Origin of the sequence: Vibrio sp. PBL-C16 (genome assembly GCF_034321865.1) — a bacterium.
Lineage (GTDB): Bacteria > Pseudomonadota > Gammaproteobacteria > Enterobacterales > Vibrionaceae > Vibrio > Vibrio alginolyticus.
This window is the reverse complement of record NZ_JAXLNY010000002.1, coordinates 2,677,563-2,691,944: the sequence shown is the minus strand read 5'-3', so window position 1 is coordinate 2,691,944 and position 14,382 is coordinate 2,677,563. Positions and strand designations below refer to the sequence as shown.

Annotated in this window: 10 protein-coding genes; 8 read left to right on the top strand and 2 right to left on the bottom strand. The window is 46.6% G+C overall.

Features of this window, described 5'->3' with window-relative positions; all coding sequences use genetic code 11:
• Window positions 1-16: 16 nt before the first annotated feature.
• Both glnE and hldE read left to right on the top strand, forming a co-directional pair.
• Window positions 17-2,860, top strand: coding sequence for a bifunctional [glutamate--ammonia ligase]-adenylyl-L-tyrosine phosphorylase/[glutamate--ammonia-ligase] adenylyltransferase (glnE, locus tag UQW94_RS20550; protein ID WP_025768396.1), 2,844 nt, complete (start codon window positions 17-19; stop codon window positions 2,858-2,860).
• Between the two features lie 67 nt (window positions 2,861-2,927).
• A complete protein-coding gene (gene hldE / locus UQW94_RS20545) occupies window positions 2,928-4,358 on the top strand; it encodes a bifunctional D-glycero-beta-D-manno-heptose-7-phosphate kinase/D-glycero-beta-D-manno-heptose 1-phosphate adenylyltransferase HldE (protein ID WP_017633601.1) in 1,431 nt (476 codons plus the stop codon).
• 178 nt (window positions 4,359-4,536) lie between these two features.
• Here hldE and tolC read toward each other — a convergent pair whose 3' ends face one another.
• Window positions 4,537-5,865, bottom strand: a complete 1,329-nt coding sequence (gene tolC / locus UQW94_RS20540; protein ID WP_005379884.1) for an outer membrane channel protein TolC — start codon at window positions 5,863-5,865, stop codon at window positions 4,537-4,539.
• A 229-nt stretch (window positions 5,866-6,094) separates the two neighbouring features.
• Here tolC and nudF point away from each other — a divergent pair, with 229 nt between their 5' ends.
• The 6 genes from nudF (at window position 6,095) to parC (ending at window position 13,107) form a co-directional block, all read left to right on the top strand.
• Window positions 6,095-6,745 (top strand): ADP-ribose diphosphatase, encoded by a 651-nt coding sequence (nudF, locus tag UQW94_RS20535; RefSeq protein WP_017633602.1) that lies wholly within the window; start codon window positions 6,095-6,097, stop codon window positions 6,743-6,745.
• The gene (locus UQW94_RS20530; RefSeq protein WP_005379879.1) at window positions 6,745-7,188 is read left to right on the top strand and encodes a DUF1249 family protein; all 444 of its coding nucleotides are present in this window, start codon (window positions 6,745-6,747) and stop codon (window positions 7,186-7,188) included. Before nudF ends, UQW94_RS20530 begins: the two co-directional genes overlap by 1 nt.
• 61 nt (window positions 7,189-7,249) lie before the next feature.
• A complete protein-coding gene (cpdA, locus tag UQW94_RS20525; RefSeq protein ID WP_005387419.1) occupies window positions 7,250-8,056 on the top strand; it encodes a 3',5'-cyclic-AMP phosphodiesterase in 807 nt (268 codons plus the stop codon).
• A 47-nt stretch (window positions 8,057-8,103) separates the two neighbouring features.
• Window positions 8,104-8,688: an esterase YqiA gene (gene yqiA, locus UQW94_RS20520; protein ID WP_017820245.1), complete on the top strand. Its 585-nt coding sequence runs from the start codon at window positions 8,104-8,106 to the stop codon at window positions 8,686-8,688.
• A gap of 249 nt (window positions 8,689-8,937) precedes the next feature.
• Entirely contained in the window at window positions 8,938-10,818 is a 1,881-nt protein-coding gene (gene parE, locus UQW94_RS20515) for a DNA topoisomerase IV subunit B (protein ID WP_005387417.1), read from the top strand.
• A 3-nt stretch (window positions 10,819-10,821) separates the two neighbouring features.
• Window positions 10,822-13,107, top strand: a complete 2,286-nt coding sequence (gene parC / locus UQW94_RS20510; RefSeq protein ID WP_017633605.1) for a DNA topoisomerase IV subunit A — start codon at window positions 10,822-10,824, stop codon at window positions 13,105-13,107.
• Window positions 13,108-13,144: 37 nt separating this feature from the next.
• Here parC and degS read toward each other — a convergent pair whose 3' ends face one another.
• Complete coding sequence (degS, locus tag UQW94_RS20505) at window positions 13,145-14,209, bottom strand: outer membrane-stress sensor serine endopeptidase DegS (protein WP_017633606.1); 1,065 nt, start codon at window positions 14,207-14,209, stop codon at window positions 13,145-13,147.
• Window positions 14,210-14,382: the final 173 nt, after the last annotated feature.

The window sequence follows — 14,382 nt, the reverse complement described above, 5'->3', positions numbered from 1 at the left end:
CAAACAAGGAAGAAAAATGCAGCTGCCTTCGCCACTGATTTCTATCGCTGAATCTGCCGTACAAAACGCCCAAGACGCAGGTTATTTTCCCCTTTGGCCCGATGAGGTTGCGCAGCAATTTCGTTATGTGGCGGGCTTAAGCCAATTTATAACCGAAGCTATTCATCGCGATGAAGTCCTAGCCCGTGAGTTGCCAAGTATGTTAGCGCAGCCAAGTCGTCAGGAGTCTTACCGCTCACGTCTTGCTGAACTGTTGGAACAATGTCCTGATGAGATGTCTGGTCATCGCGTGTTGCGTCAGTTTCGCAACCGAGAAATGGTGTACATTGCGTGGAAGGATTTCACGCATGCATGGTCTCTAGAGACGTCTTTAAGCCACTTATCTGAGTTGGCAGAAGCGATGATTTTTGAAACCTATCAATGGCAATATCAAGTGTGTTGTCAGGAGTGGGGCACGCCAACAAGTGAGGACGGTGAAGTGCAGCCGATGTTAATTATCGGCATGGGGAAACTAGGTGGTGGCGAGTTAAACTTTTCTTCCGATATTGATCTAATTTTCACGTATCCAGAGAATGGCGAAACCCAAGGCGCACGCCGCAGCATTGCCAATGCCCAGTTCTTTACTCGTCTTGGTCAACGCATCATCAAAGCGCTCGACCAACAAACCTTCGATGGTTTTTGCTACCGCGTCGACATGCGACTTCGCCCATTTGGAGAAAGTGGCCCTTTGGTAATGAGCTATGCCGCACTTGAAGATTATTACCAAGAACAGGGGCGAGATTGGGAACGTTACGCGATGATCAAAGCTCGGGTGATGGGATGTGAGATGTACCCGCAGTATCAAGAGCTACGCCAAATGCTGCGCCCTTTTGTTTTTCGTCGTTATATTGATTTCAGTGCGATTCAATCTTTGCGTCGAATGAAGTCGATGATCAGTAGCGAGGTTCGCCGCCGAGGTTTGAATAACAACATTAAGCTAGGTGCGGGTGGCATCCGAGAAATTGAATTTATCGCTCAAGTTTTTCAATTGATTCGAGGTGGTCGAGAACCTTCTTTGCGTAATCGAGGGCTGTTGGAAACGCTACAAGGCATTGAAGAGCTGGCATTGCTTACTCCACAAGAAGTCAGCGATCTAGAAGCCGCATACAAGTACTTGCGTCAATTAGAAAACTTGTTGCAAGCAATGGCGGATAAGCAAACCCAGACGCTGCCTGATTGCGAAACCGAACGCTTAAAGCTCGCCACCGCGATGAAAATAAGCTGTTGGGAGCAATTGATTGAGCAAACCCAGCAGCATATGGCAAATGTTCACCAAGTTTTTGAATCACTAATTGGTGATGATGAAGAAGACGAGGGGACTACTGTTGCTCGTCATTTTCATGAGCTATGGGATATGGCCGACAAGCAAGACGTTCTTGAGCATATCTTGCAGCAGGATATTCAGATTGAAGACTTTGCTTCATGCGCGAAAACCATCATCAACTTTAAAACCGATCTGGCCAAAAAAACGTTAGGCCCACGTGGACGCGAAGTGCTCAACCGTTTGATGCCGAAAGTGTTTGATGCGGTCTTTGCCCATCCTGATGCACAGTTTGGTCTATCTCGTGTACTTCACTTGCTACACAACATCTGCACTCGCACAACTTACTTGGAATTATTGGATGAGCATCCAGCGGCTCTGGTGCAGCTCGTACGTTTGTGTACCGCAAGCCCAATGATTTCAGAGCAGCTGTCTCGTTATCCTATCTTGCTTGATGAGTTGATCGACCCTGCGCAGCTGTACAATCCCATTCCATTAGACAGTTACCGTACAGAGCTACGTGATTATTTGGCGCGTATTCCTGAAGATGATATGGAACAGCAAATGGAAGCGTTGCGTCAGTTTAAGCAAATTTGTATTTTGCGTATTGCAGCGGCAGATATTGCTGGCGCATTGCCAGTGATGAAAGTGAGTGACCATTTAACTTATTTAGCGGAAGCTATCGTGGATGCGGTGATCAGTCAGGCTTGGTTGCAAGTGTCTGAAAAGTACGGCGAGCCAACGCATGTGAAAGATCGTGAAGGCAAAGGCTTTGCTGTAATTGGCTATGGTAAAGTCGGAGGGTGGGAGCTCGGCTATAACTCCGACTTGGATATTGTCTTCATGCATGACTGCCCAGTCAATGTCTACACTGACGGCAAAAAAGAGATTGATGGTCGTCAGTTCTACCTTCGTTTAGCACAGCGTATCATTCATATTTTCTCCACTCGCACCGCTTCCGGTATTTTATACGAGGTCGATACCCGATTGCGTCCGTCCGGTGCATCGGGTTTGTTGGTTAGCCCAACGGACGCGTTCGACGACTATCAACATCAAGACGCGTGGACATGGGAGCATCAAGCACTTGTCCGCGCGCGCATGATTTATGGTGATGAACCACTGGCAATTGCATTTCACAATACGCGGCATGATGTGCTGTGCAAAGCACGCGATCAAGCTGAACTGAAAAAAGACGTTGTCGAAATGAGAGAAAAAATGCGCGGTCATCTTGGGGGGAAAAAGCCAGGCCGCTTTATGCTCAAGCAAGATGTAGGTGGGATTACCGATATCGAATTTCTCGCTCAGTACCTAGTGCTCAACTATAGTCACGATAAGCCGAAATTGACGCGTTGGTGTGATAATGTGCGCATCTTTGAAACGCTCATTGCGCAAGATGTTATGGACGAAGACCAAGCAATGCAGTTGATACGTGCTTACACGACAATGCGCAACGAAATACACCGCCGAAATCTACTCAATTTAGACGCTGATGTGGTGGAAGATAAGTTTGTTGCCGAAAGGGAGTGGGTAAAACAGGCTTGGAATCAGTGGTTCAGTTAAGACCATATATTTAGCCTCGATAAGGGCTGTGATAAACTCACTTCGATTTAATTTTTGGAGACCAACAATGAAACCAATTCTACCTGATTACAACAGCGCTGGTGTGCTCATCATCGGTGATGTCATGCTAGATCGTTACTGGTATGGCCCAACCGGGCGCATTTCTCCTGAAGCGCCGGTTCCTGTTGTAAAAGTAGAAAACAATGAAGAGCGTCCTGGTGGTGCTGCGAACGTTGCGATGAACATCGCATCATTAGGTGGCCATGCTCACATTGTTGGTCTAACTGGGGAAGATGAGCCTGCAAAAGTGCTGACGGAGACGCTGAGCTCGCTCAATGTGAAGTGCGATTTCGTTGCGCTGCCTGATTACCCAACGATTACGAAGCTTCGTGTAATGAGCCGTGGACAACAGCTTATTCGTCTCGACTTCGAAGACAAGTTTGAAAACACAGATTCTGCGCCAGTGTTATCTCGAATGGATGCCGCACTGCCAAACGTTAAAGCCGTGATTATGTCTGACTACGCAAAAGGTTCGTTAGAGCATGTTCAGGCATACATTCAAAAAGCGCGCGCAGCAAATATTCCGGTTTTCATTGACCCGAAAGGTGCTGATTTTGAACGCTACCGTGGCGCAACACTTCTTACGCCAAACATGAAAGAGTTCGAAGACGTTGTAGGTAAAGTGAAATCTGACCAAGAGCTAGTAGAGAAAGCACTGGCTTTGGTTGAAGAGTTTGAATTTGAAGCGCTTTTAGTGACACGCAGCGAAAACGGAATGACCTTGATTCGTCGTGGCCAGGAACCGTTCCACCTTCCAACTCAAGCGAAAGAAGTGTACGACGTGACAGGTGCGGGCGACACGGTTATCTCTGTATTGGCAGCGTCTGTTGCCGCAGGCAAATCATTTGAAGAAGCGTGTGCACTAGCAAACGCAGCGGCAGGTGTTGTAGTTGGTAAACTAGGCACGTCAACGCTTTCTGAGATTGAATTAGCAGAAGCGGTACATGGCAGCCAAGACACGGATTACGGTGTGATTTCAGAAAAAGCACTGATCGAAGCGGTGAAAAAAGCACGAGCTCGTGGCGAGAAAGTCGTTATGACAAATGGCTGCTTTGATATTCTGCACGCTGGGCATGTGTCTTACTTAAACCATGCTGCTGAACTGGGCGATCGCCTAATCGTTGCGGTAAATACCGATGAGTCAGTAAAACGCCTTAAAGGCCCTGGTCGTCCGGTAAACCCAACCGATCGCCGCATGGCGGTGTTGGCAGGTTTGGGCGCTGTGGATTGGGTTGTACCATTTAGTGAAGATACGCCGCAGCGTTTGATCTCAGAAGTTCTACCAAGCTTGCTAGTAAAAGGCGGTGACTACAAACCAGAAGAGATTGCTGGTGGTAAAGAAGTCATTGCGGCGGGTGGTGAAGTTCGTGTATTGAACTTTGAAGATGGCTGCTCGACCAGTGAAATCATTAATGCAATCAAAGGCGGTAAGGGCTAAGCCTGCTGTTTGTTAGCATTGAAATGCTATTTGCTCATAAAGGTCGCTAAGTGCGGCCTTTTTGATACTTGATGCTCAGAGACACTTATAGGCTCTGAACTATAAGTAATAAAAAACGCCAGCTGATAACTCAACTGGCGTTTTTTATTTATTAAGGCCTGAAGTATTCAGTTCGCGGTTATTTTGCCGCTTTCAAACCTGCATCAACATCCAAGATGTCTTGTTCGCTTAGCGTACCAACGGCTTGGCGTAGCTGAAGAACACTTAAAATGTAGTCGTAACGAGCGTTCGATAGGTTTTTGTTCGCATCGTATAGACGACGAGTCGCGTCCAGTACATCAACGATAGTACGAGTACCTACATCAAAGCCAGCTTCTGTTGCTTCTAGTGCAGAGCGTGCAGAAATAACCGCTTGCTCATACGCACGTAATGCGCCGATAGAGGCGTTAATGTTGTTGTTTTGTGCGCGAACATCTTTTACTACGCTACGGTACTGTGCTTCAAGATCTTCGCTTGCTGCCACGTACGCGTATTCAGCCTGTTTGGTTTGAGAGGTTACGTTACCACCTGTGTATAGCGGTACTGCAAGGTTCACACCAATATTGAAGTTGTCTGTCGTGTTGTCACGAGAGCTATGAGAAGTATCACCGTAGTTGTAACCACCATCTAGAGAGAGCGTTGGTAGGTGGCCAGAGCTTGCTAGTGAAATATTGTCACGCGCAATGTCTTGAAGAATACGTGAAGATAGCAAGGTCAGGTTTTTGGTTTTTGCTTCATCAATGAGCGATTCAGCTGGTACGGTCGATGGGCTAGCAGTGAAGCGGCCAGTGTCCAAAATGTTGAGATCTTTGTGCTCTTGGCCTGTAATTTCACGCAGTGACTCGTAGCTATTAGTGAGCGCGTTTTCTGCCAACACTTCGTCCGCTAGCACTTGGTCGTACTGAGCTTGTGCGTCATGCACGTCAGTGATTGCAGACAAACCTACTTCAAAACGCTGTTTAGTTTGCTCAAGTTGACGGCCAACCGCGGCTTTTTCTGCACGTACGAAAACAAGATTATCTTGTGCGCGTAGAACTTCAAAATACGCTTGTGACACGCGAAGAATCAGTGCCTGTTGCGTCGCTGCGTAAGTTGCGTCTGCTTGGCGAGCACTTTTCTCAGCAGTATCTAGAGAGATCCAAGATGCGCGGTTGTAAAGTGCTTGTGAAAAGCTAACGCCAGCGGTTAGTGCGTTGCCATCGTTTGATACGTCGCTAATTAGATTTGAATCGTATTCAGTATCACCACGAGTTAAATTGTAACCCGCAGTAAGGTTAATTTGTGGTAATAGAGCACTACGGCTTGAGGTGATTGCTTCGAAAGCTTGGTCACGTTGTGCTGCTACACTGAGCAATTGTGGATCATTTTGTTTTGCCAAGTCGTAGATTTCAGCCAAAGAGTCTGCGAACGCAGACGTACTCATGCTACCTAGCGCTGCACTGATAAATAGTGGAAGCAATTTTTTCATTTTCTATTCCCGCGGTCCATAGATTGGTTAATTCTCAGTAGTTTAACTCAATTTGCACGATATTTACTCTAAAGTTTGCACTTTTTTACACGTAATTATCCACTTGTGCAATAAATTTTTAGCAAAGACTTAAATTAATTTGTAACTATTATACAAAAAGTTGAGCCAAGTCCTTTGAGCAAGCGAATAACAATGAGTAAACTACAGGATTCACTCAGAGAGGTGTTGAATGCAACAGCGTGACAAACAACAACAAGATTTTACTTCGCGAGATGTAAAAGTCATCTCGAAAGAAACCTTATTTGAAGGTTTTTTCAAAATGGTGAAATACCGCTTTCAGCATAGGCTATTTGCTGGTGGTTGGAGTGGAGTTGTCGAACGAGAAATGTTCGAGCGTGGTCACGCAGCAGCGATGCTTCCTTATGATCCAAAGACGGACCAGGTCGTAATCATTGAACAGATTCGTATTGGCGCGTTGGAACATGAACACCCTTGGCAGCTAGAAATTGTCGCCGGTATGATTGACCGCGATGAATCTGCTGAAGCCGTAATTCGTCGAGAGGCTGTCGAAGAAGCGGGGATTCAGGTGGGGCGCGTTGTACCTGTTACGTCCTATTATCCTTCGGCTGGTGGTTGCTCGGAAAAGCTAGACGTCTTTGTTGGTGAAGTGGATGCGTCTAAAGCGCACGGCATTCATGGTTTAGACTATGAGAATGAAGATATCCGAGTTCATGTCATGAGTCGTGAAACGGCGTATCAATGGGTGAAGGACGGAAAATTTGAAAATGGTGCGTCGATTATTGCGTTGCAATGGCTGCAATTACACCATCAAGAGTTAAAGTCAGAATGGGGACTATCCCAAACGGTGGAGAGTGAGTAATGGCACAATTGGCTGAAAAACAGAGATATCATGTTGATTTAGCTGGTCTTATGAGAACGTATGAGACCAACTACGCTAAATTGAATGCCTTATTGCCTGCTTCTGCTGAAGTTGGGGATGTACGTTGCTACCAAGCGGCGAACATGGTTTACCAATTGACCGTGAATGAAATCACAAAATACACCACAGTTGTTGAGATATGTCAGAGTGATGAAACGCCAGTGTTTCCTTTACCGACGATGTCTGTCAGGCTTTATCATGATGCGAGAGTAGCCGAAGTATGCTCAAGCGGAGAGTTCTCTCGCATAAAAGCTAAGTATGATTATCCCAATGACCAACTGATGCAGAAAGATGAAAAGCATCAATTAAACACATTCCTCGGTGAATGGCTGACGTTTTGTTTACGAAGTGGTATCAGTAGAACACCACTTGCCTTCAATTGATCGTCACTTCACTAAAGGAAAATAACAAATAACGATATAGTGGACGAATCAGGTTTTCATTTTGCAATCATCTAGTGACAGCATCAAACTTTTACAAATTACGGATACTCATCTGTTTGCTGCCGATGAGGGAAGTTTGCTAAGCGTAAAAACAGTCGATAGCTTTAATGCTGTTGTTGCTGATGTTTTACGCCGCAACGTGGCGTTTGATTACATTTTGGCGACGGGCGATATTTCCCAAGACCATAGTGCAGAATCTTATCAGCGCTTTGCCAACGGCATTGAACCGCTAGAGAAAGACTGCTTTTGGCTACCTGGTAATCATGATTACAAGCCTAATATGGGCAGTGTTTTGCCTTCGCCACAAATCAAAGCCGCAGAGCATGTGTTGCTTGGCGAGCATTGGCAGTTAATTCTTTTAGACTCGCAAGTTGTTGGCGTTCCTCATGGGCGCTTGAGTGATCAGCAATTAACGCTACTCGAAGAAAAGCTAGCCGAACACCCAGAAAGACACACACTTGTTTTGTTGCATCATCACCCGTTACTGGTGGGAAGCGCGTGGCTTGATCAACATACTTTAAAAGATGCCGAAGCGTTTTGGCAGGTTGTCGAGCGTTTTGATAACGTGAAAGGCATTCTCTGTGGCCATGTTCATCAAGATATGAATGTGCTTCACAAGGGTATTCGAGTGATGGCAACACCCTCAACTTGTGTTCAGTTTAAGCCTAACTCGGATGATTTTGCCCTTGATACCACTTCGCCTGGTTGGCGGGAGCTGCAACTACACGCTTGTGGCGATATTACGACCCAAGTAGGTCGGCTTCCTGATGGCCAGTTCCAACCAGACTTCTCTTCTAACGGCTACTAACGCGCCCGAGCTCTCTGTTCGGGCTCGCTTTTTTGTGCGAGATATCTATGAGTAAACCTTCACTTCTTCTCTATATCCATGGCTTTAATAGCTCTCCACTCTCCATGAAAGCGAATGTGATGAGAGCCTACTGCGAGCAACATAGGCCTGATATTAAGGTGATTGTTCCCCAGTTACCTTGTTATCCTCAGCAAGCGGCGAAAATGTTGTTGGATATTATCGAGCAATATAAAGACGACTATAAAATTGGTCTAGTGGGCAGCTCATTAGGCGGTTTTATGTCAACGTGGCTAAATGACAAGTTTGGGTTTAAAGCGGTAGTGGTCAACCCCGCAGTCAAGCCTTATGAGTTGCTAGTAGATTATTTGGGTAAGCAAACTAACCCATATACGCATGAAACCTATACACTTGAAGCTTGTCATATTGACGAGTTAAAAGCTCTTGATGTACAAAGCATCGCGTCGCCACATTCTTTTTGGTTATTGCAACAAACAGAAGATGAGGTTTTAGACTATCGACAAGCGGTTGATAAGTTTGCAGACGCTAAGCAAACAGTAGAACAAGGCGGTGATCACAGTTTTGTAGGCTTTGAGCGTTATCCTGCACAGATTATCGAATTTCTAGAACTGTAATTCGAAAGCGATTGGAAAAGGCTCATAGTTTTTATTGATATATCCAACCGTTTCTTGACATGGGCGGTATGCTTTCCGACTATGTTTTGCCAAAAGATCTTAAGGGTCGAGGACCCTGGCTACTTTGTTATGCATCATGTTTACAAACTCTTAGTGATGTGAACAGGGTGGCTTTTTCGTTTCCTGAGTATGGGTACGCCCATTGGTGATACTCAGGCAACAAGTAAACTTTGAGAATAATTCCGTATTATGACTGAACAATATAATGCTGGTGCCATTGAAGTACTGAATGGCTTAGAGCCAGTACGTCGCCGACCAGGGATGTATACGGATACAGCGCGCCCAAACCATTTGGGCCAAGAAGTTATCGACAACAGTGTCGATGAAGCGCTAGCCGGACATGCCTCAAAAGTACAAGTCATCCTACATGCTGACCAATCACTCGAAGTGATCGATGATGGTCGAGGCATGCCTGTTGATATCCACCCAGAAGAGAAAGTATCAGGCGTAGAGCTAATTCTATGTAAGCTACATGCGGGTGGTAAGTTCTCTAACAAAAACTACCAATTCTCTGGTGGTTTGCACGGGGTAGGTATATCTGTAGTAAACGCGTTGTCAAAACGCGTTGAAGTAACAGTTCGTCGTGATGGTCAAGTGTATGAAATTGCATTTGAACACGGCGAGAAAGTGTCTGATCTGACCGTAACTGGCACATGTGGTCGTCGCAATCGCGGTACCAGCGTACATTTCTGGCCTGATGCGAAGTACTTCGATTCGGCTAACTTCTCTGTGACGCGCTTAGTCAACAACCTGCGCGCAAAAGCGGTTTTGTGTCCGGGCTTAGAAATCACATTAACCGACAAAGTTAATGGCAAAGACTATAAGTGGTACTACGAAGATGGTTTGAAAGACTATCTTGCGGAAGGTGTAAAAGGCTATCCAGTTATTCCTGAAGAACCATTTACTGGTGAGTTCTTGGCGGATACTGAAGCGGCAAACTGGGCGGTAATTTGGCAGCCAGAAGGCGGTGAGATGATCACCGAAAGCTACGTTAACCTGATCCCAACCGCTCAAGGTGGTACACACGTTAATGGTTTACGCCAAGGCTTGTTGGAAGCGATGCGCGAATTCTGTGAGTTCCGTAATCTATTACCTCGTGGTGTGAAGCTAACGGGTGATGACGTTTTCGACCGCTGTTCTTACGTGCTGTCGGTTAAAATTCAAGATCCACAATTTGCAGGCCAGACCAAGGAACGTCTCTCTTCTCGTCAAACCGCGGCATTTGTCTCTGGCGTTGTAAAAGATGCGTTCAGTCTTTGGTTGAACGAAAAGCCTCAGCTCGCAGAGCAATTGGCAGAAGTCTGTATCGCTAACGCGCATCGTCGTATGCGAGCGGCGAAAAAAGTCGTACGTAAGAAAGTGGCTTCTGGCCCGGCACTGCCAGGTAAGTTGACCGACTGTTCTGCACAGGACTTAAGTCGCACGGAAATCTTCTTTGTGGAGGGTGACTCTGCGGGTGGCTCGGCAAAACAGGCACGTGACCGTGAATTCCAAGCCGTGATGCCACTGCGTGGTAAGATCTTGAACACTTGGGAAGTCTCTGCCGATCAAGTTCTTGCGTCTCAAGAAGTACACGATATCTCCGTTGCTTTGGGTATTGACCCAGATAGCGACAACCTCGAGAGTCTTCGTTACGGTAAGATCTGTATCCTTGCCGATGCGGACTCGGATGGTCTTCACATCGCAACGCTGCTTTGTGCTCTATTTACTCGTCACTTCCGCGCACTAGTGGAAGCGGGTCATATCTATGTGGCGATGCCGCCTCTGTATCGAATCGACTGCGGGAAAGAAGTGTTCTACGCCCTCGATGATGATGAAAAAGATGGCATTTTAGAGCGCTTGTCGAAGAAGAAAGCCAAAATCAACGTGCAACGATTCAAAGGTCTGGGTGAGATGAACCCACTTCAGTTGCGTGAAACCACCATGGATCCGAACACGCGTCGCTTAGTGCAGTTAACCATTGACGACTCTACGGCGACCATGGAAATGATGGACATGCTGCTAGGTAAAAAGCGTGCAGATGACCGTCGTTCTTGGCTACAAAACAACGGCGACTTGGCAGAGGTGTAACGGATGTCTACAGAAATTACCTACGATGGCGTCGAACAATTGCCAATGCGCAAGTTCACTGAAGACGCTTATCTGAACTACTCGATGTACGTAATCATGGACCGCGCCTTGCCATACATTGGTGATGGCTTAAAGCCGGTTCAACGACGCATCATTTATGCGATGTCAGAGCTTGGTCTCTCTGCATCAGCAAAATACAAAAAATCTGCACGTACCGTTGGTGACGTGCTAGGTAAATACCATCCGCACGGTGATTCAGCGTGTTACGAAGCGATGGTATTGATGGCTCAGCCATTCTCTTACCGCTATCCATTAGTGGATGGTCAAGGTAACTGGGGTGCGCCAGATGATCCGAAATCATTTGCGGCAATGCGTTATACCGAAGCAAAACTGTCTAAGTTTGCTGAAGTATTGCTTGGCGAACTTGGCCAGGGCACGGTTGAATGGCAACCTAACTTTGATGGCACAATGAAAGAGCCACAAATGTTGCCAGCACGTCTGCCTCACATCCTGCTCAACGGTGTAACCGGCATTGCCGTTGGTATGGCAACAGACATCCCACCGCACAACGTTCGTGAAATCGCAGATGCGACTATTCATTTGATCGACAACCCGAAAGCAGAACTGCCGGACGTGATGCAGTATGTCAAAGGTCCGGATTACCCAACAGAAGCAGAAATTATCTCGCCGCAAGCGGATATCGAGAAGATTTACCGCAACGGTCGTGGCAGCATCAAAATGCGCGCGGTTTGGCATAAAGAAGGTTCTGATATTGTTATCACTTCTTTGCCTCACCAAGTATCGGGTGCCAAACTGCTTGAGCAAATCGCTAACCAGATGCGTGCGAAGAAGCTGCCAATGGTTGACGATCTTCGCGATGAATCGGATCACGAGAACCCAACGCGTATCGTTGTGGTGCCTAAGTCAAACCGCGTCGATTGTGATTTGTTGATGAACCACTTGTTCGCATCAACGGATCTTGAGCGCAGTTACCGCGTTAACTTGAACATGATTGGTTTGGATAACCGTCCTCAAGTTAAAGGTCTGGTGCAAATTCTGTCTGAGTGGATCGAGTTCCGTCGTACGACTGTGCGTCGTCGTCTACAACACCGCCTAGACAAAGTAATGGCTCGTCTACACATCTTGGAAGGTTTGTTGGTTGCTTACCTCAACCTAGATGAAGTGATTGAGATCATCCGTACTGAAGACGATCCAAAAGCGGTGCTGATGGAACGCTTTGGTATTACCGATATCCAAGCGGATGCAATTTTAGATACCAAACTTCGTCATCTAGCAAAACTAGAAGAGATGAAGATCCGTGGTGAGCAAGATGAGCTAGAGAAAGAGCGTGAGAAGCTAGAACAGCTACTCGGTTCTGAGCGTCGTCTGAACACACTACTGAAAAAAGAAATCAAAGCAGACGCAGAGAAATACGGTGATGACCGTCGCTCTCCAATGGTTGAGCGTGCAGAAGCAAAAGCGCTGACTGAACGTGACCTCGTACCAAGTGAGCCAATCACGGTTGTGCTTTCTGAGAAAGGTTGGATTCGTCACGCGAAAGGCCATGACGTGGATGCCGAAGGCTTAAACTATAAGTCGGGTGATAAGTATTTAGCGCATGCTCGAGGTAAGAGTAATCAGCCTGCGGTATTCCTAGGTAGTGACGGTCGAAGTTACTCTCTGGAATCGCACTCACTGCCTTCTGCTCGTAGTCAAGGTGAGCCGATTACCGGTCGCTTGAATATTACGGCTGGTAGCAGTATTCGCCAAGTCATCATGAGTGAAGAAGATCAGCTGTGGCTGGTGGGTTCAGATGCAGGTTACGGCTTTGTATGTAAAGGCGCGGACTTGCTGTCTAAAAACCGCAGTGGTAAAGCGCTCGTCACTTTACCTGCCAACTCTGAGATCATGACGCCAAAAGAGATTGAAGATTTAGACTCTGATGAAATCTTAGCAATCACTAACCAAGGTCGCATGCTGCTGTTCCCAATCAAAGACTTGCCACAACTGGCGAAAGGTAAAGGGAATAAGATCATCAACATTCCTGCAGCTAAAGCAAAAGAGCGAGAAGAAGTACTATCTCACTTAATGTCTTTACCAAAAGGTGCATCGTTAACGCTGTACGCGGGTAAGCGAAAGTTGGGTCTTAAACCGTCTGACCTTGATAACTTCCGTGGCGAACGTGGTCGCCGAGGTGGGTTATTACCGAGAGGTTTGCAGCGAGTCACTCGCATTGAAGTTGAGCTAGATGATTCCGATACGACGGAAACACCGAGCGATAGCGAGTAACGCACAAATAAAAATCCCAGCCAATGGCTGGGATTTTTTATGCTTCTTGCTTGTCTTCGGCAATGGTGACTTTCAAGGTCATCTCTTTTCCTTTGCGAATAATGCCGACATCCACGGTGGTGCCAGGCCGTAAATCGGTGACGATATCCATAACGCTCTGACGCCCCTGAACCTTATTGCCATCAATACTGATAATGATATCTTGTTTTTGAAAGCCAGCCGCATTTGCTGGGCCATTTGGATCAATACCAAGTACGACAATACCACCTATGTGTTCATTTCCAAGTAAGCGAGCAGTGACCGCATTAATGTCTTGGCCGTCGATTCCAATATAACCACGAATCACGCGGCCATCAGCGATGATTTTCTGCATGATCTTACTGGCTAGCGGCGCAGGGATCGCAAAAGAAATACCGTAAGTTTCTAAGTCTGTCGCTTGCTGAAAAGAGGCGGTGTTAATGCCGACGAGCTCGCCTTGTGTGTTCACTAGGGCTCCACCAGAATTACCTTCATTGATGGCGGCATCGGTTTGAATGAATGCTTGACGACCATCGCTAATAGATGAACGACCTGTGGCAGAAATAATGCCGAACGTTGTGGTTTGTCCAAGGTTGTATGGGTTACCGATGGCTAGTACTACATCGCCCACTTGTGGTTTGTAATTAGAGTTTAGAGGGATTACGGGCAAATTCGAACCTTCGACACGCAGCACGGCTATATCAGTACGTTTATCTGTCCCTACGAGCTGAGCCGCTGCGGCTCTGCCGTCTTGTAATGCCACAACAATTTGATCAGCTTGAGCAACCACATGATAGTTAGTAATGATGTAGCCTTTCTCACTAACAATGACACCTGACCCCAGACCTTGAGTCGAGAGTTTACTGCGATCATTCTCAACATACTTACGGCTGTAGATGTTTACCACTGCAGGCGCTGCTCTTCGGACCGCTTGATTAAACGTCAACTCGACTGATGCGATATTAACAGGTTGAGGATCAAGCGCGGCAGGAATTACGTTGTTGCGCAAAGATGGAACCGCCAGTAATACCACTGCGGCAGTAGCCAAGCCTAAAAAGACAGAACGTAATAAAAAGCTGAGCATATCCTCTCCATGCGTGAGCGCCAAAATGGCATCGAAGATGAAGAATAGCATTACATTGAAAAATAACAAAAGGGCAGCACGTCATCGCGCTGCCCTTTTCATTAGTTATTGAGCGATAAGGAAAAGTGATCGAGCCTTATCACTCAGTACTATGCATCGAAAACCTTATTTTC